The organism is Brevibacterium sp. Z349TD_9 (genome assembly GCF_056173565.1).
This window is the reverse complement of record NZ_CM149680.1, coordinates 3,582,920-3,605,293: the sequence shown is the minus strand read 5'-3', so window position 1 is coordinate 3,605,293 and position 22,374 is coordinate 3,582,920. Positions and strand designations below refer to the sequence as shown.

Annotated in this window: 22 protein-coding genes; 7 read left to right on the top strand and 15 right to left on the bottom strand. The window is 69.3% G+C overall.

Annotation, left to right across the window (positions count from 1 at the left end; genetic code table 11):
• Positions 1 to 105: 105 nt before the first annotated feature.
• Positions 106 to 729: a hypothetical protein gene (locus AC0VYB_RS16610; protein WP_475384855.1), complete on the bottom strand. Its 624-nt coding sequence runs from the start codon at positions 727 to 729 to the stop codon at positions 106 to 108.
• Positions 730 to 966: 237 nt separating this feature from the next.
• Entirely contained in the window at positions 967 to 1,986 is a 1,020-nt protein-coding gene (locus tag AC0VYB_RS16605) for an agmatine deiminase family protein (protein WP_119296696.1), read from the bottom strand.
• Positions 1,987 to 2,220: 234 nt separating this feature from the next.
• On the opposite strand from AC0VYB_RS16605, the gene AC0VYB_RS16600 reads away from it, so the two are divergent.
• The 3 genes from AC0VYB_RS16600 to AC0VYB_RS16590 all read left to right on the top strand — a co-directional run bounded on the left by AC0VYB_RS16600 (position 2,221) and on the right by AC0VYB_RS16590 (position 5,543).
• The gene (locus tag AC0VYB_RS16600) at positions 2,221 to 3,408 is read left to right on the top strand and encodes a CaiB/BaiF CoA transferase family protein (RefSeq protein WP_475384854.1); all 1,188 of its coding nucleotides are present in this window, start codon (positions 2,221 to 2,223) and stop codon (positions 3,406 to 3,408) included.
• Between the two features lie 145 nt (positions 3,409 to 3,553).
• Positions 3,554 to 4,327 carry a DUF5819 family protein gene (locus tag AC0VYB_RS16595; protein ID WP_063249591.1) on the top strand — a complete coding sequence of 258 codons (774 nt, stop codon included), beginning with the start codon at positions 3,554 to 3,556 and terminating at the stop codon, positions 4,325 to 4,327.
• Complete coding sequence (locus AC0VYB_RS16590; protein ID WP_448803576.1) at positions 4,317 to 5,543, top strand: HTTM domain-containing protein; 1,227 nt, start codon at positions 4,317 to 4,319, stop codon at positions 5,541 to 5,543. The genes AC0VYB_RS16595 and AC0VYB_RS16590 overlap by 11 nt, the downstream gene beginning before the upstream one ends.
• 444 nt (positions 5,544 to 5,987) lie before the next feature.
• Here AC0VYB_RS16590 and clpB read toward each other — a convergent pair whose 3' ends face one another.
• Positions 5,988 to 8,594 (bottom strand): ATP-dependent chaperone ClpB, encoded by a 2,607-nt coding sequence (gene clpB / locus AC0VYB_RS16585; protein WP_009378729.1) that lies wholly within the window; start codon positions 8,592 to 8,594, stop codon positions 5,988 to 5,990.
• 106 nt (positions 8,595 to 8,700) lie between these two features.
• The gene (locus AC0VYB_RS16580; protein ID WP_391532814.1) at positions 8,701 to 8,871 is read right to left on the bottom strand and encodes a hypothetical protein; all 171 of its coding nucleotides are present in this window, start codon (positions 8,869 to 8,871) and stop codon (positions 8,701 to 8,703) included.
• 265 nt (positions 8,872 to 9,136) lie between these two features.
• Between AC0VYB_RS16580 and AC0VYB_RS16575 the strand changes: the two genes are divergently transcribed.
• Positions 9,137 to 10,138 (top strand): NAD-dependent epimerase/dehydratase family protein, encoded by a 1,002-nt coding sequence (locus AC0VYB_RS16575; RefSeq protein WP_100227470.1) that lies wholly within the window; start codon positions 9,137 to 9,139, stop codon positions 10,136 to 10,138.
• Positions 10,139 to 10,203: 65 nt separating this feature from the next.
• Here AC0VYB_RS16575 and AC0VYB_RS16570 read toward each other — a convergent pair whose 3' ends face one another.
• The 6 genes from AC0VYB_RS16570 to AC0VYB_RS16545 all read right to left on the bottom strand — a co-directional run bounded on the left by AC0VYB_RS16570 (position 10,204) and on the right by AC0VYB_RS16545 (position 16,412).
• Entirely contained in the window at positions 10,204 to 11,892 is a 1,689-nt protein-coding gene (locus AC0VYB_RS16570; RefSeq protein ID WP_475384853.1) for an FAD-binding dehydrogenase, read from the bottom strand.
• 28 nt (positions 11,893 to 11,920) lie between these two features.
• On the bottom strand, positions 11,921 to 12,856 hold the full coding sequence (pheA, locus tag AC0VYB_RS16565) for a prephenate dehydratase (protein ID WP_475384852.1): 936 nt from the start codon (positions 12,854 to 12,856) through the stop codon (positions 11,921 to 11,923).
• Positions 12,853 to 13,593, bottom strand: a complete 741-nt coding sequence (locus AC0VYB_RS16560) for a glycosyltransferase family 2 protein (protein ID WP_063249599.1) — start codon at positions 13,591 to 13,593, stop codon at positions 12,853 to 12,855. Before AC0VYB_RS16560 ends, pheA begins: the two co-directional genes overlap by 4 nt.
• A gap of 63 nt (positions 13,594 to 13,656) precedes the next feature.
• Complete coding sequence (locus AC0VYB_RS16555) at positions 13,657 to 14,529, bottom strand: DUF5926 family protein (protein WP_063249600.1); 873 nt, start codon at positions 14,527 to 14,529, stop codon at positions 13,657 to 13,659.
• A gap of 93 nt (positions 14,530 to 14,622) precedes the next feature.
• Entirely contained in the window at positions 14,623 to 15,534 is a 912-nt protein-coding gene (locus AC0VYB_RS16550; RefSeq protein ID WP_063249692.1) for a GTP pyrophosphokinase, read from the bottom strand.
• Between the two features lie 92 nt (positions 15,535 to 15,626).
• The gene (locus tag AC0VYB_RS16545; RefSeq protein WP_009378748.1) at positions 15,627 to 16,412 is read right to left on the bottom strand and encodes an exodeoxyribonuclease III; all 786 of its coding nucleotides are present in this window, start codon (positions 16,410 to 16,412) and stop codon (positions 15,627 to 15,629) included.
• A 51-nt stretch (positions 16,413 to 16,463) separates the two neighbouring features.
• Between AC0VYB_RS16545 and AC0VYB_RS16540 the strand changes: the two genes are divergently transcribed.
• The 3 genes from AC0VYB_RS16540 to AC0VYB_RS16530 all read left to right on the top strand — a co-directional run bounded on the left by AC0VYB_RS16540 (position 16,464) and on the right by AC0VYB_RS16530 (position 19,740).
• Complete coding sequence (locus AC0VYB_RS16540) at positions 16,464 to 17,288, top strand: thioesterase family protein (protein WP_063249602.1); 825 nt, start codon at positions 16,464 to 16,466, stop codon at positions 17,286 to 17,288.
• Complete coding sequence (locus tag AC0VYB_RS16535; RefSeq protein WP_009378752.1) at positions 17,285 to 18,160, top strand: SDR family NAD(P)-dependent oxidoreductase; 876 nt, start codon at positions 17,285 to 17,287, stop codon at positions 18,158 to 18,160. Before AC0VYB_RS16540 ends, AC0VYB_RS16535 begins: the two co-directional genes overlap by 4 nt.
• A 629-nt stretch (positions 18,161 to 18,789) precedes the next feature.
• Complete coding sequence (locus AC0VYB_RS16530) at positions 18,790 to 19,740, top strand: alpha/beta fold hydrolase (protein ID WP_063249603.1); 951 nt, start codon at positions 18,790 to 18,792, stop codon at positions 19,738 to 19,740.
• A gap of 199 nt (positions 19,741 to 19,939) precedes the next feature.
• On the opposite strand, the gene AC0VYB_RS16525 is transcribed toward AC0VYB_RS16530, so the two are convergent.
• The 5 genes from AC0VYB_RS16525 to AC0VYB_RS16505 form a co-directional block, all read right to left on the bottom strand.
• A complete protein-coding gene (locus AC0VYB_RS16525) occupies positions 19,940 to 20,536 on the bottom strand; it encodes an alkaline shock response membrane anchor protein AmaP (RefSeq protein ID WP_009378756.1) in 597 nt (198 codons plus the stop codon).
• On the bottom strand, positions 20,536 to 21,102 hold the full coding sequence (locus AC0VYB_RS16520) for a DUF6286 domain-containing protein (RefSeq protein ID WP_063249604.1): 567 nt from the start codon (positions 21,100 to 21,102) through the stop codon (positions 20,536 to 20,538). The genes AC0VYB_RS16525 and AC0VYB_RS16520 overlap by 1 nt, the downstream gene beginning before the upstream one ends.
• Positions 21,099 to 21,467, bottom strand: coding sequence for an Asp23/Gls24 family envelope stress response protein (locus AC0VYB_RS16515; RefSeq protein WP_100227478.1), 369 nt, complete (start codon positions 21,465 to 21,467; stop codon positions 21,099 to 21,101). The genes AC0VYB_RS16520 and AC0VYB_RS16515 overlap by 4 nt, the downstream gene beginning before the upstream one ends.
• A 5-nt stretch (positions 21,468 to 21,472) precedes the next feature.
• A complete protein-coding gene (locus AC0VYB_RS16510; RefSeq protein WP_009378762.1) occupies positions 21,473 to 21,655 on the bottom strand; it encodes a DUF2273 domain-containing protein in 183 nt (60 codons plus the stop codon).
• A gap of 77 nt (positions 21,656 to 21,732) precedes the next feature.
• On the bottom strand, positions 21,733 to 22,215 hold the full coding sequence (locus tag AC0VYB_RS16505; RefSeq protein ID WP_009378764.1) for an Asp23/Gls24 family envelope stress response protein: 483 nt from the start codon (positions 22,213 to 22,215) through the stop codon (positions 21,733 to 21,735).
• Positions 22,216 to 22,374 lie beyond the last annotated feature (159 nt).

The following is a 22,374-nucleotide window of genomic DNA, read 5'->3' as shown; positions in this document are numbered from 1 at the left end:
TGTCCTCACCGAATGCGGTGCGGTCGGTCCTGCGGCCGGCACTGCCCTGGACGACGACAGCGCCCGCCCCGTTCGGGGGCGGGCGCTGTCAGCGGCGGTGGGGACTCAGCGATTCGCCGAGGCGGCCGGCCCTTCGTCCTCGATCGACCGTGAGGGGTCGGTGATGACGTCCTCGGCCCGCTTCGGCGTCGGAGTCGGCTTGGGGCCCGGGGTGGGCGTGGGTGTCCCTGCCCGCGATGCGCCGGTCGCCGGTCCCGAGCCCGCGGTCGATCCGGTCGAACCGGGACCCGTCGTGGAACCGGTCGAACCGGGACCCGTCGTCGAACTGGTCGAACCGGGACCGGTCGTCGAACGCGACGGTGCCGCACCGGTCGAGCCCGCTGCTGACCGGTTCGGTCCCGCGCTCGTCGCAGAACCGGTCGAACCGGAACCCGTCGCGGACCCGGTCGACCGCGGCCCGGTGCCCTGCGTGGCGTTCGCATCCTCGTCGCCGTCGAGCTCCTGCGCGGCGGCGGTGACCTTGTCGGTGGCCGTCTGGACGGCATCGGCGACAGCGGGAGCCTTCTCGCGGATCGACTGGTTGGCCTTCTCCACGGTCTCCTGGACCTTCGGGTCGGTCCACAGCTCCTGCAGCTGTGCCTTGAGCTTCTCGTAGCTCTGACGGCCGGTGCGCGAGCCGAGGATGTACCCGACTCCCAATCCGGCCAGGAGAATCAATCGCTTCTTCATGGTCGTGCTCTCCTCTGCTGCGTCGACTGCTGTGAGGGACGGAATGTGTCCTGGGACACCACCCTATACCGAGATTCTGGGCGAACGGTGATGTTCGACGACACCTCCCGACGAATTCGCCGTCGGCAAGTCACCTGATCGGAATCTCGGTGCCGCACAGACGTGTCTGGCCCGCCTCAGACCCGGCACCGAACGCCCGGGCGGCGCGAACGACCGGGTCCTCAGCCCTCCGGCTTCTCAGAGGCTCGGCTGCTGCTGAGTGATGCAGTGGATCCCACCGCCGCGCGCGTAGAGCTCGCGGGCGTCGACGCCGACGACGGTGCGACCGGGGTAGACGGTCTCGAGGATCGCCTTCGCCTCAGCGTCCATCGGGTCGTCGAACGTGCACGCGATGACCCCGCCGTTCGTGACGAGGTGGTTGACGTAGGAGTAGTCGACCCAGCCCTCGTCGTCCTTGAGGATCTCCGGCGCCGGGATCGGGACGACTTCGAAGGGCTGCCCATCGGCGGTCGTCTCGTTCGCGAACAGGGTCTTGACCTCTTCGCTGAGCGCATGGTCGGGATGCTCGGGATTGCGCTGGTCGTGGACGAGGACGACGCCGGGGCTCGGCATCGTCGCGACGATGTCGACATGCCCGCGGGTTCCGAAGGTCTGATTGTCCCGGTGGAGGCCGCGCTCGAGCCAGATGACCTTCTTCGCACCGATCGTGCGAGCGAACTCGGCTTCGACGTCGGCCTCGGTGAGGCCGGGGTTGCGGCCCGGATCGAGCTGGACGCTGCGGGTGGCGAGCACCGTGCCCTGCCCGTCGACGTGGATCCCGCCGCCCTCGTTGCGCAGCGTCGAGGAGACGACGGGAACGTCGACCTGCTCGGCGACGAAGCGGCCGATGTGCTCATCGTTGTCCCACTTCGCCCAGTCCTGTCCGCCCCAGCCGTTGAACACCCAGTCGACGGCGGCGAGCCGGCCCTCGTCGTCGACGACGAAGGTCGGACCGATGTCGCGCATCCACGCATCGTCGAGTTCGGCGGTGACGATGTCGATGCCCTCGCCGAGGTGGCGGCGGGCGTGATCGACCTGGTCCGGGGAGACGACGACGGTGACCGGGGTGAACTCGCTGGCCGCCTTCGCCACGGCCGCCCACGTGCTCCGTGCCGCCTCGGCGTCCTCCTCCGAGGCGCCCAAGGCGTAGCCGGAGGACGGGAACGCCATCCAGATGCGGTCGTGGGCGGCGGTCTCCGCCGGCATGTGGAACGTCATCGTCTGCCCCTTCGGTGGTGCTGGGATCCCCGCAGAGCGTCGGGGACCGGTGCTGGTCGTGCTCCTGAGTGTAACGAGCCGCGGGCGCGCCGGGGCAACGGATTCCGCACCGCAGGAAGGCTGCGACCTTCCGTATAGTCGGGGGAGGCAGGACGTCAGAGAGATCACACGATGGACGTGCGGGCCGCAGCGGGCAGCGAGGTCCGCTGCCTCCCGCACCGAAGGGAGTCACAGGTGGACGCCGAGGATCACGGGAGCACAGAGGGCGCCGAGGAGCTCTTCGCGCGGAGCGGGACTGGACCTCTGTCCGGGGTCCTCGTCGCCGACTTCTCCCGCGTGCTGGCCGGACCGTACGCGACGATGATGCTCGCCGACCTCGGCGCCACGGTCGTCAAGGTCGAGGGCAGGACTGGCGACGACACCCGGCACTGGGCACCGCCTCGGCGAGGGGAGGATGCGACGTACTTCCTCACGGCGAACCGGAACAAGCACTCCGTCGTCCTCGACTTCAAGGACCCCGAGGACCTCGCGCTCGCCCAGGAGCTCGCTCGGCGGGCCGACGTCCTCGTCGAGAACTTCAAGGCCGGAGGGCTGGCGAAGTACGGCCTCGACTACGAGACGGTGAGCGCGGAGAACCCGGGCGTCGTCTACGCCTCGGTCACCGGCTTCGGCCGGGACAACCCGCAGCCCGGCTACGACCTGCTCATCCAAGGGCTCTCAGGCTTCATGAGTGTCACCGGCACCGAGGAATCGGGCCCGGTCAAGGCCGGTGTCGCGATCGTCGACGTGTTCACCGGACTGCACACGACCGTCGGGATCCTCGCCGCCCTCGTCCACCGGCAGAACACGGGGCAGGGCCAGCTCGTCGAGACGAACCTGCTCTCCTCGGCGCTCTCGGGTCTGGCGAACCAGACCTCGGCCTACGTCGCCGGCGGGGTCACCCCGCGGGCGATGGGCAACGCCCACCCGAGCCTCTACCCGTACCAGCCGATGCCGACGAAGCAGGGCCAGATCATCATCGCGATCGGCAACGACGCCCAGTTCGACCGCCTCGCCGAGGTGCTCGGCCACCCCGAATGGGCCGCCGACGACCGCTTCGCCCGGGCCGCGAACCGCAACGAGAACCGCAGCGAACTCGAGCCCTTCCTCGTCTCAGCACTCGCGGAGCGCACGAACCAAGAGTGGTTCGAGACGCTCACGGCGGCTGGGCTGCCGTGCGCGCCGATCAACACGATCACTCAGGGCGTCGAGTTGGCCGCCCGGCTCGGCCTCGACCCCGTCGCCGAGGCGGGGGCGGGGGAGCGGGTCATCCCCACCGTGGCCAACCCGATCCGGCTCTCGCAGACCCCGCCGAGCTACGATCTCGCCCCGCCGACGCTGGGGCAGAGCACCGATCTCGTCAAGGAGTGGCTGCGCGGCTGAGCGGTCCTTCCTCGGCGATCGGCCCGTGCGTATCGGGCGAACTCGAGTAGCCTGGAGTCTGTGCGATTCCTGAATCGGAGGGCGCAGAGTCGCGTCCCGACGGCGATCGCACAACCGAACCTGTTGCCGACGACCCGGAACTGAGATGGACGAGAAGAAGACTCATCCCGCGCTCAAGCGGACGATCATGGTCATCGCCATGGCGCTGACCGGATTCCACCTGTTCGCCACCTTCCTCTGGATCGCTCCGTCCTCGGCCCTGCGCGAGGTCATCCCCGGGGACCTTCTCTCGAAGTACATGATCCCGATGTGGGGGCAGTCGTGGAGCGTCTTCGCCCCCGAGCCGATCAACGGCGACTACTACTTCGATGTCCGTGCCGTCGTCTCCACCCCCGACGGCGGCGAGGAGACGACCGACTGGGTCCGCGCCACCGATGTCGAACTCGACCATTCGACGTACAAGCTCTTCCCTCCGCGCTCGGCCGGGTTGGCGATCGGGGTGGCCTCGGACCTCAAGGGGTCGTGGGAGGAGCTCAGCGACGACCACAAGTCGATCGTCGCACTCGACTACTTCAAGGGCGACGACTCCGTCGATCGTCTCGAGGCCAAGCTGTCGGAGTACGACGACCCCGACGGTGCGGTCTCGAGCTACCTCGAGGACGAAGAGGTCGCCACCCGGTATGCGACACAGGTCGCGCTCGCCGTCTGGGGAGAGGACGTCCAGCGGGTGCAGTACCAGGCTGCCCGGCAGAACGTCGTGCCCTTCGCCAAACGCAACGACAAGGACGCAGAGCGGCCCGCGATCCAGCCGGTGCCCGTCGGCTGGAGGGCCCTGTCGTTCGCCGAGAACCAGTCGAACGAGGAGTTCGCGCAGTACTTCTGCGCCTCGGACACAGTGAGGTGCGTCAGTGAGCAGTGAGAAGGACATGACGGTCTCCGCGCGGGTCGTCGCGGCACTCGGTCGGGGCTGGAACCGCCTCGAGGAGCTGCTCACCGGCCGCTACCACGCGACCTACGGGCTCGCGGTCACCCGCATCCTCATGGGGATCACGGGGCTCGGGCTGCTGCTGACGAACTTCGCGGCCCGCAACTACGCCTTCGGAGTCGGAGCGGCGTGGAACGGGGAGATCGCCCAGCCGAAGAGCGACTTCCCGAACATCTGGCTCTTCTCCCTCTTCCACCGGGCGGTGACGAACCCGCCGCTCTACACGGCGATGATCATCGGGCTGGCGATCCTCGCCGTCACCGTCATCCTCGGGTGGCGCACGCGCATCATCCTGCCGTTCTACCTCATCCTCTGGGTGAGCTTCATCGAACTCAACGACAGCGCCGGCGACCAGGGCGACAACGCGTACCGGATGTTCCTCATCGCCCTCCTCTTCGCCGACACGACCAGGCGCTGGTCGCTCGATGCGCGCAGGCGCCGGAGGCACGGGACCGACCTCGGACCCGAGGACGGACCGTGGTACCTCATCATGGCCAACAACCTCGCGATCGTCGTCCTCGCCTTCCAGGTGTGCGCGATCTACATGTCCGGTGCCCTCTACAAGGCGGGCGGCACCGCATGGCAGCACGGCTTCGCCGTCTACAATCCGCTCCAGACCCAGCAGTTCGGCACCTGGCCCGTGCTCTCCGACCTCGTCACCGCATGGGGGCCGGGAGTCGTCGTCATCTCGTGGGGGTCGATCCTCTTCCAGAGCGCGTTCCCGTTCATGCTCTTCAACCGGTGGACGCGGGCGATCGCGCTCGTCGGCATCCTCTCCTTCCACCTCGGCATCGCGCTGCTCATGGGCCTGCCGTGGTTCTCGCTGACGATGATCGCTGTCGACGCGATCTTCATCAAGGACCGCAGCTTCGAACGATTCAGCGCATTCCTCCGCCGCTGGTGGTCCTCGACCCGCGGAGGTGCCGCGCAAGCCGACGGTGCCGCACGCGAGACCGCTCCTGCCGGGGTCGGTGCTGGGGCTGGTGCTCGTGCTGGGGCCGGCAGCGGGGTCGCCGACGGTGCGGGCGGTGCCGGAAGCGCCGGCAGCGTCGGGACGAGCGGTGCAGGGGGTGCCGGGACGAGCCACGACCAGGCGCCCGAGGCGCAGCGGCCTGACGCCACTCCGAGGGCCGACCACGCCACCGACTGACCCACCACGGCGGTCCCCGAGGAGGATCCGGTGCGAATAGGGGCAGGATTTCGAACCGGATCCTCCTCGGGGAGGCATTTGCCTCGACGAGGCACGCACTCACCCCAGCCGCCGGCCCTTCGACACGCGCTCACCCGAGCAGCCTCGGCGACGGCCCTCAGCGCGCGGACGCCACCGACTCAGCCGCCACTGCACTCCCCGAGGAGGATCCGGTTCGGATGCAGGCCGGATTTCGAACCGGATCCGCCTCGGGGAGGCACCCGTCTCGGAGGGGCACCCGCCTCACGCCACCCGCCGGCCCTTCGACACGCGCTCACCCGAGCAGCCTACGTCCCCGGACACACTGAAGGAGGGGCGACCATGATGGTCGCCCCTCCTTCGGATGAGCAGTCTGCCGGATGAGCAGTCGGCTTGATGAGCAGTCGGCCGCTCAGCCCGGATGCCTCACTGCTTGGCCTGGAGCTCCAGACCCGTCGTGTCGGCGTGCTCGGGCATCGTGACGAGGACCGTGTCCCCGTCCTGGATGTCGCCGGCGAGCATCTTCCGCGCCAGCTTGTCCCCGATCTCGCGCTGGACGAGACGGCGCAGAGGCCTCGCACCGTAGGCCGGATCGTAGCCTTCGAGCGCGAGCCAGTCCTTGGCCTCCTGGGTCACGTCGAGGGTGATCCGACGATCCGCGAGGCGCTTGTCCATGCTCTTGATCTGCAGGTCGACGATCGAGGTGAGCTCGTCGTTGCTCAGCGCGTCGAAGAGCACGATGTCGTCGAGCCGGTTGAGGAACTCGGGCTTGAACGCCGAGGCGACGACGTCCATGACCGCATCCTTCTGCTCCTGCGCCGTCATCGCCTGATCGACGAGGAACTGGGAACCGAGGTTCGAGGTGAGGATGAGGATCGTGTTCCGGAAGTCGACCGTGCGGCCCTGACCATCCGTGAGACGACCGTCGTCGAGGACCTGGAGGAGGATGTCGAAGACGCTCGGATGCGCCTTCTCCACCTCGTCGAGGAGGACGACGGAGTACGGACGCCGACGCACCGCCTCGGTGAGCTGACCGCCCTCGTCGTAGCCGACGTATCCCGGGGGAGCACCGACGAGGCGGGAGACCGTGTGCTTCTCCCCGTACTCGCTCATGTCGATGCGGATGAGGGCCTTCTCGTCGTCGAAGAGGAAGTCCGCGAGTGACTTCGCAAGCTCCGTCTTGCCGACGCCGGTCGGTCCGAGGAAGAGGAACGACCCGGTCGGCCGGTCGGGATCGGAGACCCCGGCCCGGGAGCGGCGGATCGCATCGGAGACCGCGGCAACGGCATCCTTCTGCCCGATGAGGCGCTTGCCGAGCTCGTTCTCCGCCCCGAGCAGCTTCTCGACCTCGCCCTGCATGAGGCGTCCGGCGGGGATGCCCGTCCACGACGCCACCACCTCGGCGATGTCGTTGGCCGTGACCTTGTCGCTGACCATCGGATCGCTGGTCTGGCCTGCGTCGGCCTCTGCCTCCTCGGCCTCGGCCTCGGCGATCTCCTTCTGCACCGCGGGGATCTCCCCGTAGAGCAGACGCGACGCCGTTTCGAGGTCCGTGTCGCGCTGGGCCTTCTCTGCCTGCGAGCGCAGTTCGTCGAGCTTCGTCTTCAGCTCGCCGACCCGGTTGAGGCCGGCCCGCTGGGACTCCCACGTCGCCTCGAGGCCGCGGAGGTTCTCCTCCTTGTCCGCGAGGTCGGCGCGCAGGTTGCTCAGCCGCTCCTGGGAGGCGGAGTCGGTCTCCTTCGACAGGGCCATCTCCTCCATCTTCAGGCGGTCGACGGCACGGCGCAGCTCGTCGATCTCGGCCGGAGCCGAGTCGATCTCCATGCGCAGCCGTGATGCCGCTTCGTCGACGAGGTCGATCGCCTTGTCCGGCAGCTGCCTGCCGGTGATGTACCGGTTCGACAGGCCGGCTGCGGCGACGAGGGCGCCGTCGTTGATCGAGACCTTGTGGTGCGCTTCGTAGCGCTCCTTGAGTCCGCGGAGGATCGCGATGGTGTCCTCGACGCTCGGTTCGCCGACGAACACCTGCTGGAAGCGGCGTTCGAGCGCCGGGTCCTTCTCGATGTTCTCGCGGTACTCATCGAGCGTGGTCGCGCCGATGAGCCGCAGCTCGCCGCGGGCGAGCATCGGCTTGAGCATGTTGCCGGCATCCATCGAGGAGTCCCCGCCGGCTCCGGCCCCGACGATCGTGTGGAGCTCGTCGATGAACGTGATGATCTGGCCGTCGGCGTTCTTGATCTCCTCGAGGACCGCCTTGAGGCGCTCCTCGAACTCACCGCGGTACTTTGCTCCGGCCACCATGGCCGAGAGGTCGAGGCTGATGAGCGTCTTGTCCCGCAGGGACTCGGGCACGTCGCCGGCGACGATGCGCTGGGCGAGGCCCTCGACGACGGCGGTCTTGCCGACGCCGGGCTCGCCGATGAGGACGGGGTTGTTCTTCGTCCGGCGCGAGAGCACCTGGATGACCCGGCGCACCTCCTTGTCACGGCCGATGACCGGGTCGAGCTTGCCTTCGCGGGCGGCTGCGGTGAGGTCGATGCCGAACTTCTCGAGCGACTGCATCGTGTCCTCGGGGTTCTCCGAGGTGACCTTCTTGCCGCCGCGCAGCTCCGGCAGGGCGGCGAGCAGCGCGTCGCGGCTCGCGCCGTTGCTGCGCAGGGCATCGCCCGAGCCGTCGTGCATCGCGGCTGCCGCGAGCAGGAGGTGCTCGGTGGAGACGTACTGGTCGCCGAGCGCCGTCATCTCCTCCTGGGCGAGGTTCATCATCTCGAGGCCGGCGCGCGAGAGGCTCGGCTGAGAGACGGACTGACCGCTGACTGTGGGGAATCCGCCGATCACGGCGTCGACGGCGGTGAGAACGGACTGGCGGTCGGCACCGACCTTGGCCAGCAGGTTCGAGGCGAGGGAATCCGGCTGCTCGAGCAGCGCCGCGACGAGGTGGGCCGGTTCGATCTGGTTGTTGTGGCGCGCGACGACGTCGTTGACTGCCGCCTGCAGCGCCTCTCGTGACTTGGTCGTCATCTGTGCGTCCATGCGCATCTCCTTCAACTGGTGTGTGTGACTTCTCTTCGTTCCAACACCTCAAAAGTTGAGTCTATTCCACTCAACTTTGGTTTTCGAGGGGGAATTGTCGCCGAGATCAGGGTTGCACCACCGCCTCGACGCCGGGGCGGTGGATGGTCGCGGGGTCCGCCCGGGCGGCGAGGGCGGAGGGGGAGAGAGGACGCCGGCGCGGTGGTCCGGGCCGCGCGTGGATCCCGGCGGCCTTCGTCGCAGCCCCGTGGCCGATGGTCGTGTGCGGCGGCGTCATCGGCGGCTCCTGATTCCAGGCGACTGGGGACAAGGGCGGTTACAGCTGAGGCAATTGTATTCTCACGATGAGGTCTTGTGGGGAACGATTTCTGCGGGCCCGACGCGGCCGAGTCCGTGTGGTCGGTTACAGTTGCCTTAGGCAAGGCAGTGTTCCGTGTGCAGCGGACTCCCCCTGACCGATGCCGATCCGGCCATGCTCGACATGCCGCAGGGGGATGCGCGCACCCGGGACCGGTGAGAGCGGGAAAGAGCGAGGAGCGGCCGTGGCGATAGTGGTGACCGGGGCGAGCGGCTTCATCGGCGGTGCCATCGCCCGTGCCCTGGCGACCCGTGACGAACCGGTCTACGCCCTGTGCCGACGGGATCCGCAGATCCCGGGCGTGAACTTCCACGAATGGGACATCCGACAGGAGGCGCCGGCCCCGATCCGCTCTCTGGCGAAGAAAGTCACCGCTGTCTTCCACTGTGCCGGTATCCACGACGTCACCGCAGCCTACGACGACTTCTACGACGTGCGTGTCACCGGCACCCGCAACGTCCTCGACGCCTTCGAGGACGCGAGGATCGTCCATCTGTCCTCGACGACCGTCTACTCACCGACGGCCCCGCACACCGACCTCTGGGAGGAGGCGGGCCCGAAGGACCCGAGCGAGTACCACGACGACTACGCGAAGACCCATGTGCTCGCCGAGCAGCTGGTCACCCGCATCCGTCCCGACGCCGCGATCCTCCGCCCTGCCGCCGTCTACGGCCCGGGCGAGACGATGTTCATGCCCAGCCTGCGCTGCTTCGCACGCAAAGGGGTCCTCACCCTGCCCGGCGGCGGTCGGCAGAAGATGACCCTGACGGCGATCGACAATCTCGTCCGGGCGGCACTCGCGTGTCTCGACGTGCCCAAGGCCTCGGGGCCGTTCAACATCGGCGACCCGATCCCCTACCGCCTCAAGGATGCGGTGGCCACGCATTTCGCCCGGATGGGCTATGACCCCGTCGTCATCGAGGCGATCGCCAAGGACAAGGCGCTCGTCGCAGCGAAGGTGGGGCTCAAGGTGAAGTCGCTGTTCCGGCGCGGGGACAGCGCCCGGCTGTTCCTCGTCGAATACCTCCAGCACGACCGCACGTACAACCTCTCCCGCCAGCAGCGGGTGCTCGGGATCTCGACGACCCAGTACCTCACCCCGTCGCGCCTCCAGCGCCCCGCCGGCCCCGTCTCGGGCGCCGAGGCGACCGCCCCCGACGCGGAGAACCCCGGCCCCGCCGCCTGAACCGACGCCCCCGGCCCCGCCGCCTGAACCGCACACTGTCAGTTCAGCCTGAGGCCGCCGACGCCCTACCTCGGCCGTGCGGCCACGGCGCGACCGGCGCGCAGTCCCGAGAAGATGCACCCGCCGAGGAACGTCCCCTCGAGCGCGTTGTACCCGTGCATTCCGCCGCCGCCGAACCCGGCGACCTCACCGGCGGCGAAGAGACCCGGGATCGGCTCACCGCCGGAGTCGAGGACCTGGGCGTCGAGGTTCGTCTCGAGCCCGCCGAGGGTCTTGCGCGAGAGGATTCCCAACCGGACGGCGATGAGCGGTCCGTGCGCGGGGTCGAGGATCGCATGCGGGCGCTGGACCCGCACGATCCGATCGCCGAGGTAGCGCCGGGCCCGGTGGATCGCCTGCACCTGCGGATCCCGGGGGTCGGCGTCCCCGATCTCCCGGTCCCGGGCTGCGATCTGCGCGACGAGGTCATCGTGGTCGATGACCGGGCCCCGGGAGCGGGCATTCATCCCCGCGACGAGCTCCTCGGTGGTCTCGGCGACGACGAAGTCGGACCCGAACCGGGTGAACGCCTCGACGGGGGCGGGCGCGCCGGAGGAGCGCACGCGGTCGAGGGTGACCCGGATGTCCTTGAGCGTGAGGTCGGGGTTCTGCTCGGAGCCCGAGAGCGCGAACTCCTTGCGGATGATCGAGGCGTTGAGGACGAACCACGAGTAGTCGTGCCCGGTGCTCAGGATCGCGGCCATCGTCCGGTTCGTGTCGAATCCCGGGTAGTTCGGGGCGGGCAGACGCTGCCCGGCGGCGTCGAACCACAGCGAGGAGGGGCCGGGGATGATGCGGATCCCGTGGCCCGGCCAGATCGGGTTCCAGTTCTCGATGCCCTCGGTGTACGCCCAGATCCGGTCCCGGTTGATCAGACTCGCCCCCGCCGCCTCGGCGATGCCGAGCATCCGCCCGTCGACATGGGCGGGCACGCCCGCGAGCATCCGCTCGGGGAACGGGCCGAGGCGCTCGGTCGGCCAGAACCTGCGCATCGTCTCGAAGCTGTGCCCGATCCCGCCGCTGGTGACGATGACGGCCGGGGCGCGGAACTCGAAGTCGTCGACCTCCTCCCGGTTCGAGGCGATCCCGCGCGCCGTCGGGCTCGATGCGAGCACCCGTCCGCGCACGCCGACGACACCGCGGTCGTCGGTGAGCAGCTCATCGACCCGGTGACGGAAGCGGAAGTCGACCCGGCCGGCCGCCTCGGCGGCTTCGACGGGCTCCCGGAAGATCCGCACGACCTCGGGACCGGTGCCCCACGTGAGGTGGAAGCGGGGCACGGAGTTCCCGTGGTCGGTGGGGTCTGTGCCGCCGCGTTCGGCCCACCCGACGATCGGGGTCAGCCGCAGCCCGAGGCCGTGGAGGTAGTCCCGCTTCTCCCCGGCGGCGAAGTCGAGGTAGGCATCGGCCCACTTCCGCGGCCAGCGGTCCTCCTCCCGGTCGAACCCCGCCGAGGCGGCCCAGTCGGAGCGGGCGAGGTCGAGGGAGTCCCGCACTCCCAGGCGACGCTGTTCGGGGGAGTCGACGAGGAAGAGCCCGCCGAGGGACCAGAACGCCTGCCCGCCGAGGGAGGCCCGGTTCTCCTGGTCGACGATGAGGACGCTCCGGCCCGCACGGGTGAGCTCAAAGGCGGCGACGAGGCCGGCCAGTCCCGCCCCGACGATGATCGCGTCGGGGGCAGGGGGCGTGCCGGTGCCGGCAGGGGCGGTGTCCATCGTCGACTCCTTCGTCGCGGGGGTGGGATCAGTCGTCGCGGTCGAGGACTCCGGTCAGCCACGCGGTCGCCTCGGCGAACGCGGAGTCCGTCGTCGTCGGATCGATGATCGGACGGGTGGCGTCGGCGCTCGGGTAGCTGCCGAGGAACTTCACGCTCATCGCGACCCGGTGGACCCCGACGAGGGCGTCGGAGACCCTGGCCTCCCTGATGTGGCCGAGGAGGTCGATGGAGAACTGGTAGAGGCCGAGCCGGTCACCGGTGGGGCGTGACTCGATCCGCGACATCGTGATCCCGCGGGTCGAGAACTGCTCGAGGAGTTCGAGGAGGGCACCGGGCCGGTCGGAGCGCAGGGCCGCCACCAGTGTCGTCTTGTCCGCCCCTGTCTGGGTGGGGATCGGGCCGGGCAGGGTGACGACGACGAAGCGGGTGACCGCGTCCTGGCGGTCCCCGATGTCGGTGGCGATGACCTCGAGGCCGTAGCGTTCGGCAGCGAGCGCCGGACACACCGCGGCGACGTGGTCGGCGGCGTCGCCCGCGAGGTCGCGGGCGGCGGCGGCCGTCGACGACGTCGGGATGTAGACGGCGTCGGGGTAGTGCTCGGCCATGTAGCCGCGCACCTGGGCCTCCCCGTGCGGGTGGGTGCCGAACGAGGTGATCGCCGAGGCGGCGGTGCCCGGACGCACGGCGAGGACGAAGCGGACGGGCACGACGACCTCGGCGATGATCTGGAGGTCGCCGTGCTCGGTGAGCGCATCGATCGTCGCCGGCACCCCGCCCTCGACGGAGTTCTCGATCGGGACGACCGCGGCGAGGCAGTCGCCGTCGAGGACGGCGTCGAGGGCGGCCGCGGCACCGCGCATCGGCTGGGTCGTCGCCTGCTCCCGCAGGTCGTGGGCGTCGAGGTAGCGCAGCAGCGCCGCCTCGGTGAACGTCGCTTCGGGGCCGAGGTACGCGTACCTCACTTCCGGCCCTTCAGTCGACGCGCCAGCAGGGCCCGGGCGACGTCGCGGTACTGGGCTGCGCGGTGGAGCTGAGCCTTGAGGTCGCGGCCGGTGACCCGGTGGTGGAGGTCGCATTCGACCTCCTCGACGCGCAGGCCCGCGTTGACGACGTCGATCGTCATCGCCGTCTCCACCCCCCAACCGGCGGCGAACGGCAGGGCCGCATCGAAGGCCTCCCGGCTCAGGCACCGCATGCCCGAGAGCGGCTGGGTCGCCTCGAATCCTGAGAGTTCGGCGATGCCCTTCTTCGCGAGCCCGACGACGAAGCCGAAGCCCCCGCCCTTGCGCTTCTGGGCGGGGAGGATCGCGATCGTCATATCGGCCTCGCCGGCGAGCACGGGGGCCGCGAGCGGTGCGGTGTTGACCGCCGAGTCCTCGAGGTCGCCGTCGATGAAGAGCAGAGCGCGGTGCTGCGGGGGCTGCCCGGGAGCGGCCTCGGAGATCTCGCGATTGCGGATCGCGAACGCCCCGGTCATCATCGCCGCGGCCTTGCCCTTGTTCTTCCGGTGGGTGACGACTTCGGCGCCGGCCCGCCGGGCGACGGTGCCGGTGTCATCGCTCGATCCGTCGTCGACGACCATGACGATGTCGACGCCGGGGATGAGCTTCGTGCTCGCGACGGTCGCTGCGATCCGCTCCGCCTCGTCCATGGCGGGGATGACGGCGGCGATTCCGCTCGGTGTCTGGTGCTCGGGCAAGGACGGTTCCTCTCCTTCATCCCCTCGCCGAGGCGGTGGCCCCGGGCTGCAGGCGGGCGGCGGTCAGTGGATGGTGAGCTGGCGGGCGACGATGCCCGAGCGGAGCCGGCGGGCCTCCGTGCTCAGCGGCTCCTCGGAGCTCAGCGCTGCGTCGAGGCGGGCGGCGAATTCCGCGATCGGCTCCTCGACGTCATCGGCCTGCGTGCCGAACTCGAGCTCCCAGACGGGGATGATGATCCCGTGCGCGCGGAAGTAGCCGAGGAAGGTGCCGGGACCGCCGAGGTCGTTGCCGCCCTCGGCAGCGAGCCTGGCGAGAGCGTCGACGACGGCGTCCTCACCTTCGCTGCGGGCCCAGCGCACGTAGGTGCGGCCCGACATCTCCGTCCAGTACGCGGAGTCAACGGAGGCGAGCTTCTCGGTCGGGGTGATCGAATCGTTCGCCTGTTCGAGGGCGGCGGCCACCTCGTCGTCGTCGCCGGGCAGGTCCCAGTACTCGAAGGTCTCGAGGACGCGGACGGAGAACGGGTGGTCGGTGTCGAGGATGTCCTGGAGCTTCGGACCCTCACCGGGTTCGGTCGTCGCCTCGATCGTCGTGCCGGGGGCCGCCTCGGCGGCGGCGAGGATGCCGCGGGCCACGTCGCGGGAGGCATCGGTCGAGGACACGGGGACCTGCATGCCGGCGTAGAGCGCGCCGTCCTCCCGGTGCCAGGCCTGCCATGCGGCAGGCAGCAGGGAGGCGATCGTCACTTCGTGGCCGCCGTACTCCTCGCTCAGGCGCACCTGCGCGGTGGCGGCGGGGACGAGCTCGCGGAGGCAGATGAGGTCGGCTTCGAACGGCAGCCCCTCGAAGGGGCGGGCGACGAACGCCGTGGCCTGAGCGCGGGCCAGCCGCTTGGCGATGAGGTCTTCCTTGGAGCGCTTCGACTTCTTTCCCATGGGACGCAAGTCTAGTCGGTGCCCACGACCGCACCGTGCACGCCGATCCGGACCTCGCCGAGGCGGTGGCTCAGCCCTCGCCGAGGTGGCGGCTCAGCCCTCCCCGGAGACGGGGATGAAGTACCGGGTCGAGTGGGACTCGTCCATCCGCACCCGCAGGGTGTCCCCAGGCGAGGGCAGTCCCGCGCGGTCGGGGTTGTCGGGGGTGAGGCCGAGCGTCTCGAAGCGGATGATGCCGTGGCGGCCCACCTCGTCGGCGGCGAGGACGTAGGAGTGGTTGAGCTCGCGGATCGTCACCTCGATCGAGGGATCCTCCTCGGCGGGGTCGGTCATCGTCCGCGGCGGTGCGGAGTTGCCGAGACCGAGGGAGGCCCCGACGTCGTCGGCGATGAATCCGGCCACGGAGTCCGCCTGAGCGAAGAGGCCGGCGAGGACGAGGGAGAGCCGCTCCTGCTGCGAGTCCGAAGTGAGAACCTGGCCGGGTTTGAACAGGTGCTCCTCGGAGAGCACGCACCACGCGTCCTGGAGGATCGTGCGGATCTGGAGTTCGACGAGGACGGAGGGTTCGGAGTCGAAGGGGACTTCGACGATGAGGTGGCGGCCGCGGTAGCCGGACGGCTTCGGGTGCGCGGAGTAGTCGCGCACCTCGGCGATGGTGAGCGCGGAATCGTCGTTCGGGTCGGTGAGGATGTCCCAGAGGACCGACTGCTCGCGTTCCGTGCGGCACACGGCGCGGGCCCCGACGACGTCGATGACCTGGTTCTCGACCTCGACGGCCTCATGGATCTCATCGTTGGCATCGGCGAGCTTGCGCCGCAGCTTCTCGCCCGTGCGCAGGGGGTCCTTGATCCGGCCCGGAACCACCTGCATCCGGTCCTCGGTGAGCTGGGGTGATCTCGCCCGTGCCGCGTCGACCCAATCCTCGACCGTCTCGAGCGCTGCCCTCCACGTGGACTCACGCCGCTCGTAGGCCTCTCCGACAAGCTCACGGACTGTTGCTGACATCGTCGTCACCTTCCTCCTGCTCCAACTTCACCAGATGAGAGGGGCGATGTCCATGCTTTCGTCGGCTTTGGTCCGAAGCTGTGCCCGGTCGCTCAGAGGTCGAAGTCGACGATGACCGGGGCGTGGTCGGAGGCTCCCTTGCCCTTGCGCTCCTCGCGGTCGATCATCGCCGCCGAGGCTGTGGCGGCGAGCGCCTGCGAGGCGAGTTCGAAGTCGATGCGCATGCCCTGCTTCTTCGGGAAGCGCAGCTGCTGGTAGTCCCAGTACGTGTAGACGCCGGGGCCGGGGGTGAATTGGCGGGTGACCTCGGTCAGGCCGGCGCCGAGGAGGTCGGAGAAGGCCTGCCGCTCCGGTGGGGAGACGTGGGTGGCGCCTTCGAAGGCGGCCATGTCCCAGACGTCCTCGTCGAGCGGGGCGACGTTGAAGTCACCGCAGAGGACGAGCTTCTCCTCCGGGTCCGCGGCGAGTCGATCGGCGACGACCGAGGTCAGCGCCCGGTACCACTCGAGCTTGTAGTCGAGGTGGGGATGGCCGAGCTCACGGCCGTTGGGGACGTAGAGGGAATGGACCCGGACCCCTCCACACGTGGCAGAGATCGCCCGCGCCTCGTCGGCGTCGTTGTAGGCGGGCATGCCGGCGAAGCCGATCTGCGGGTCCTCGAGGCCGACTCGGGAGGCGATCGCGACCCCGTTCCACTGGTTGAGTCCATGGAAGGCGACCTCGTAGCCGCGGGAGTCGAAGACCTCCCGGGGGAACTGGTCGTCCCGGCACTTGAGCTCCTGGATCGCGAGCACATCGGCGTCGGAGCGGTCGAGCCACGCGCCGATCCGCTCGGCACGGGCACGGATCGAGTTGACGTTCCACGTTGCGATTCTCACCCCTCCACCCTAGACGGTGTTCGCTCGTCAGGCACCCGATAGTCTGACGGCATGCCTGATGCCTCCAACCAGCACCTCGGCCACGACGGTGCGACCGTGCCCGACTCCTACTACGTCCGCCTCGGGGAGGACCGGTTCGCCTCGACCCTGCACAGTCAGGGTGCCTGGCAGCCGGGCGAGCAGCATCTCGCTCCCGCCTCCGGGCTCGTCCTCGCCGAGGTGGAACGCCGCCTGCCGAGTGACAAAATCGTCTCGCGGGTGAGCTTCGACGTCCTCGGCGTCATCCACTCCGGAGAGTTCACCGTCGACGTCGACGTCGTCCGCCCCGGGCGGACCATCGAACTCGTCGAGGCGACGATGCGCCACGGTGAGAGGGTGAGCATCCGGGCGCGGGTGTGGCGGCTGCTCGGAAGCGACACCTCGGCGGTGGCAGGCGACGAATGGACCCCGCTGCCCGCTCCGGAGGACATGCCCGAGCAGGGGCTGAGCGAGCGGTGGGGCGGCGGCTACATCGCCTCTCTGCGGGGACGGCAGGCCGATGACGCGCGTCCCGGGCGCGCCCGCAGCTGGATCACCTCCGACCTCCCGCTCGTCGACGGTGAGGTCGACCCGCCGGCCGCGGCGCTCGTCAAGTACGTCGACACCGCCAACGGGCTCGCCGTGCGCGTCGACCCGCGCACGACCTTCTTCCCCAACGTCGACCTCACCATCCACCTCATCCGCACTCCGACACCCGGCTGGGTCGGCCTCGAGACCCGGGTCGCCTTCGGGCCGACCGGGGTGGGGGAGACGGCGAGCGTGCTCAGCGACGTCGACGGGCCGATCGGCACCGCCGCCCAGTCGCTGACCGTGCGGATGGGCCAGGGCGCGCGATGACCACGGCGCTCGTCACCGGGGCGAGCCGATCCCGACCCCGGGCGCTCGTCACCGGGGCGAGCGCCGGCCTCGGCCGCGGCTACGCCCGTGCGCTCGCCGCCGACGGCTTCGATCTCGTCCTCGTCGCCCGCAGTGCTGAGCGTCTGCGGCAGGTCGCCGGGGAGGCGGAGTCCGAGTTCGGCATCCGCGCCGAGGTGGTCCCCGCCGACCTCTCGAATCCTGAGGACATCGGCCGCCTCGTCGACCTCATCGGGACCCGGCGCATCGATGTGCTGATCAACAACGCGGGCTACGGACTGCTTGAGGGACTCCTCGACTCGGATCCCGCAGACGTCGCGGCCCTCGACACCGTGCTCCAGGCAGCCGTGCGCGACCTCTCCCTGGCCGCAGCGGCCGGGATGCGCGAACGCGGACGCGGAGGCATCATCACCGTCTCCTCCCTTGCCGCGCTGACGACGATGGGCCAGTACGCCGCGTCGAAGGCGTCGAGTCTCGTCTTCACCGAGGCGCTCGCCGGGGAGCTGCGTGACACCCCGGTGACGGTCACTGCGGTGCTGCCCGGATTCGTCCACACGGAGTTCCACGAACGCCTCGGCGCACGCCGACCGGGACCGGGGTGGATCTGGCTGAGCGTCGATGACGTCGTGCGCACATCCCTGCGCGATGCCCGACGCGGCAGGGTCGTCTCGGTCCCTGGGGCGCAGTACCGGCTGGCAGCGGGGCTCGCCCGCTTCCTTCCGCGGGGGCTCATCCGCCGCGGCTCTGCGGGCTTCGCCTTCGACCGGCAGCACGGACGCGACAGGGGAGGGGAGAGCGAAGACGGGCAGGGCCTGACGGTATCGACATCCGAGAAGTTTTTCGGCCCTGAATAACGAGGGAAGTTGAGGCTTGAATGATCTCGACCAGCCCTCTCATCTGCGGGTTCTCGCTGACGAAACACTGATTCTCTCATTCAATGAGAGCAAATAAGTGTGAGATCAACCTTTACAACTGTGCGGAAGGTGTGGTGGAATTGTGATGTCCGCCCGGTGGGGATCGGGTGGACATAACGGACGTATGGGGATGCGTCCGGGTACTCGAGGGGAGTGCTGCGAGGACCCCGGGATGACGCGATTACGCGCCCCGGGGTCTTTGTCATTCACCATCATTCGCTCATTCTGGTGACATGCGGTGCCGAACACTGTTCAGTCGGAGGCCCTTCTGATCAGTATTGATCAGGGATTGCGCGCTTTCCGATCGATGCCGGCAGTCATTCCCCGGTCATCATCTCCGTCATCCGAAGTCACCACGACAGTCATTGACGCGCCGGATCGGTAGACCGTCGAGACGGTCGCCGATCCGACCGCAGGAGGGTGGTCGAGAGGTCTTCGATGCCACCTCGGCGGTGCGGGTCCGGCACTCGCGAAAAGTGCCGTCGAAGCACCCGATCTGCGCAATCTCGCCGGTAGGCTGGTGTGAGTTTGATCACGCATCCGCATCGCGCCGACTGAGAGGCACCCCTATGGCCGTCTTCGATCTCACGTTCCCCTCGAGCAACGGCCGCGACGACGTGCGCGCCTGGGTGCACACGCCGGTGGCGGAGAGGCCGCGGGGACTCGTCCAGATCGTCCACGGGTTCGGCGAACATGCGCGTCGTTACCTGCCGCTCGTCTCGGCGCTCCTCGACGCCGGCTACGCGGTCGCGCTCGACGACCATCTCGGGCACGGCACCACAGCGGTGGCCAATGACTCCTGGGGTGACTCCGGTGGTGCCGACCCCGGGGTCTTCGTCTCCGACGAGGCCGAACTCGCCCTCCGGGCGCGGGCCATCGTCCCCGACGTGCCCTTCCTCGTCTTCGGCCACAGCTGGGGGTCGATGATCATGCGGGCCTACCTCGCCGAGTGCTGCGGCGACGTGGCCGGGGCGGTGCTCTGCGGCACCCCGGCCGGGATGCTCGGAATCGCAGAGGGCCGCGATCACGCTCTCGCACAGATCCACGACGAGGGCGCCGGCGCCGTCGACTCGGGCGCGCTCGCGCTCATGCTCGGTCCCCTCAACCGACGGTACGGCTCCGACGCGACGCCGATCGACTGGGTCTCGGGATCGCCCGCCGTCCTCGCCGACTACGTCTCCGATCCGCTCAACCTCGGGCAGCGTCCCGTCACCGCGGGCTTCGCCGCCTCCTTCGCCGCACTCTACGAGCGGGTCGACGGAGCCGGCTGGGCCTCCCGCGTCCCCCACGAGGTGCCGGTGCTCCTCATCGCCGGGGAGGAGGATCCCGTCGGCGACTGGGGAGAGGGTGTCCGCAGCGTCGCCGACGATCTCGTCGCGGCGGGCCATCCGGCCGTGACGACTCGGCTGTGGGCAGGGGTCCGGCACGAAGTCCACAACGAACCCGACGTCCGCGACGAGGTCTTCGCCGTCGTCATCGAGTTCTTCGACGAGGTCACCGCGGCGCGGCCGCTGCCCTGAGGTTCAGCCGTCCACGCGCGTGTTCGAGCGCAGCCCGGCGCCGAGGCGTGGGGACTCGACCGCGCGGCCGTGGGCTGAGTGCCCCGGACGGTGCCGGGCGGAGCCGGATCGGACCGTCCTCGCGGCAGTGACGCACGACGACGGAGCGGCGCCCCCTCCGCTGAGGGGGCGCCGCTCCGTCATGTCATCGTTCGGCGGCCTATGCGAGGGTGACCTCGCGCTGCTTCCGATTCGACGACCGGGCGATGCCGATCTCGAGTCCCATCGCCGCGATCGGCACTCCGAGCGCTCGGCTGGCATTGCCGGCGACCCGGTGGGCGATGTCGGCGACGACGGCATCGATGTCCGCGCGTTCGTCGACGTCGACGTGCACGATGAGCTCCGGTCGCTTCGCGGTGCCGCGGAGGATGACCTGGGAGTCCTCGACGCCGTCGGTGGCCTCGAGGTCGTCGGAGACCGCCTCGGCGACGACTGCCGCTGTCACCGAGGTGATGCCGGTGCGAGCGTCCTGCTGGAGGCGCAGCGGCTTCGCCGCGTCCTTGCGCGGGATCTGCAACGACAGCCACCAGATTCCGATGATCGCGAGCACCACCGCGATGACGACGGCGACGATCGCTGAGAACGGGAGCGCGAACTTGTCCGCGATCGGGGCGAGACTCGCCGAAGGATCGAGGCCGGGCAGGATGCCGGCCAGGAGCCCGAGCCCGAAGAGGGCGACGAACGCTCCGCCGAGGAGGAGGATGAGTCCGATGATGAACAGACCGGTCCGGTTCGCGCCTGCTGCCATGCGTCGCATCACTGCCTCCTGACCGCGTGCACGCGCACGCTCGGTTGCCGGACGAAATCGATCGAGCTCAGCCGACGCGAGACCGAATCGGCGACCTCGCTGCGGATCTCGGCGGTGTCACGCACCGGGGTGGTGAACGTGACGATCGACGAGCGGGTGTTCGATGAGGCGCGCACCCGGGCGACCCCGTCGACGGCATCCGCAGCCGAGGCGGCGAGGTCGGAGAGCGCCGACGTCGGCATGGCGACCTCGAGGCGCTCGACGTGCTCGGCTGCAGGGGCCTGCAGGCCGAGGATGCGGCGGGCTCCCGGCGAGATCGCGAGGATGACGAGCACCAGGCCGATGAGGCCGAGCACGATGCCCGCAGCGATCACCGCGGGGGTGGCCCACTGGAGAGATTCGGCGCCGGCGATGCCGGGCAGAACCGTCTCCAGAGAGGCGTCCGCGGAGTTCGCCTGCGCGATCGCGGCGATGCCCGCCCACCCCAGGGCCACTGCGATGAGCAGAAGGACCACGGCGACGATGACGGATGGCACGACCCGCGCGGGGCGGGCGCGCAGAAGCTGTGCACTCATGCCAGACTCCTCACTTCGGCTGAGCGGCCCGTACCTTCGGGCCGGAGCCAGGTCACGTCGATGTCGACCTGGCGGACAGCGACCCCCGTGAGCGATTCGACTTCGGTGCGCAGGGTCTCACGCACCGATTCGGTCGTCTGGGAGATCGGGAGCGGATAGCGGAGGCCGAGCCGGACGTCGAGGACGCAGCTGCGGCCGGAGAGGGTCACCGACACGCTCGGACGGGCGTCGAGGCTGTCATTGCCGCCGATGCCGAGGAAGCCCGAGGTGGTGCCGCCGACTCCGGGGATGCCCTTGAGGATCTCGGAGGCCGTCTTCTCGACGACTCTGTCCGCGATCGTGAGGCTACCGCGTGATGCAGCCACGCCGATCACCTCCGCGTCGTCGAACGCGAGCTCAGGGCTCCGAGGTCGAGTCGACCGTCGAGGACGAGACCGATGGTGAGGCCGAGCCCACCGCAGATCGCGACGACGAGGAATGCGACGAATCCTCCGAAGTACGCGACGATGCCGAGGGTGAGTCCGACAAGCAGTCCTACGTAAGTTTTCGACATGGCTGTCCTTCCGGGGCTGTCGCTGCGCTCCCCGAGGCGAGTGCTCGCCTCGGGGGCGTCAGCGAGGGGTGGGTGTGTCAGGAGAGGTTGTTCTGATCGTCCGACTTCTTCTGATCGTCGTTGTCCTCGTCGGGGAGGTGGACGTCGGTGACGTCGATGTTGACCTCGACGACCTGGAGTCCGGTGCCCTGCTCGACGGCGCGGATGACGTTGCGACGGATCGCCTCGGCGACGTCGACGATCGAGGTGCCGTACTCGACGACGATCGTGAGATCGATCGCGGTCTGCTTCTCGCCCTTCTCCACGGAGACTCCGCCCGAGACGTTCGTCTGCGAGCCGGGGATCCGGTCGGTGAGGGTGTCGAAGGCGCGACGAGCGGCGTTGCCCATACCGAAGACGCCGGGGACCTCGCGCGCCGCGATGCCGGCGAGCTTGGCGACGACGTTCTCAGCGATGGTCGTGTTGCCCTTGTCGGTGACCAGGGGGCTGTTGACGTCGGCGCCGGCCGAAGCGGTCGAACCAGCGGTCTTGGTGGTGGAGGGAGCGTTGGTCTCAGGCATGATTGTTCATTCCTTTTCGTGTCGGAGGTGCTGACATAGGTACAGACGCAGCCGGTGGCGAATCCTCACGCACGAATCGCAAGAATTTCTCCGCATCGCCCGAAACCTGTGCGCGCACCGGCGGCCGCGGAGTCTCGATTCGGTGAACTTTCCTCCGAA

Excerpts from the sequence above, each read along its gene's own strand:
- AC0VYB_RS16610 (WP_475384855.1), bottom strand. The coding sequence starts at position 729 with ATGAAGAAGCGATTGATTCTCCTGGCCGGATTGGGAGTCGGGTACATC.
- AC0VYB_RS16605 (WP_119296696.1), bottom strand. The coding sequence starts at position 1,986 with ATGACGTTCCACATGCCGGCGGAGACCGCCGCCCACGACCGCATCTGG.
- AC0VYB_RS16595 (WP_063249591.1), top strand. The coding sequence starts at position 3,554 with ATGGACGAGAAGAAGACTCATCCCGCGCTCAAGCGGACGATCATGGTC.
- clpB (WP_009378729.1), bottom strand. The coding sequence starts at position 8,594 with ATGGACGCACAGATGACGACCAAGTCACGAGAGGCGCTGCAGGCGGCA.
- AC0VYB_RS16580 (WP_391532814.1), bottom strand. The coding sequence starts at position 8,871 with ATGACGCCGCCGCACACGACCATCGGCCACGGGGCTGCGACGAAGGCC.
- AC0VYB_RS16570 (WP_475384853.1), bottom strand. The coding sequence starts at position 11,892 with ATGGACACCGCCCCTGCCGGCACCGGCACGCCCCCTGCCCCCGACGCG.
- AC0VYB_RS16555 (WP_063249600.1), bottom strand. The coding sequence starts at position 14,529 with ATGGGAAAGAAGTCGAAGCGCTCCAAGGAAGACCTCATCGCCAAGCGG.
- AC0VYB_RS16550 (WP_063249692.1), bottom strand. The coding sequence starts at position 15,534 with ATGTCAGCAACAGTCCGTGAGCTTGTCGGAGAGGCCTACGAGCGGCGT.
- AC0VYB_RS16540 (WP_063249602.1), top strand. The coding sequence starts at position 16,464 with ATGCCTGATGCCTCCAACCAGCACCTCGGCCACGACGGTGCGACCGTG.
- AC0VYB_RS16535 (WP_009378752.1), top strand. The coding sequence starts at position 17,285 with ATGACCACGGCGCTCGTCACCGGGGCGAGCCGATCCCGACCCCGGGCG.
- AC0VYB_RS16530 (WP_063249603.1), top strand. The coding sequence starts at position 18,790 with ATGGCCGTCTTCGATCTCACGTTCCCCTCGAGCAACGGCCGCGACGAC.
- AC0VYB_RS16525 (WP_009378756.1), bottom strand. The coding sequence starts at position 20,536 with ATGCGACGCATGGCAGCAGGCGCGAACCGGACCGGTCTGTTCATCATC.
- AC0VYB_RS16520 (WP_063249604.1), bottom strand. The coding sequence starts at position 21,102 with ATGAGTGCACAGCTTCTGCGCGCCCGCCCCGCGCGGGTCGTGCCATCC.
- AC0VYB_RS16510 (WP_009378762.1), bottom strand. The coding sequence starts at position 21,655 with ATGTCGAAAACTTACGTAGGACTGCTTGTCGGACTCACCCTCGGCATC.
- AC0VYB_RS16505 (WP_009378764.1), bottom strand. The coding sequence starts at position 22,215 with ATGCCTGAGACCAACGCTCCCTCCACCACCAAGACCGCTGGTTCGACC.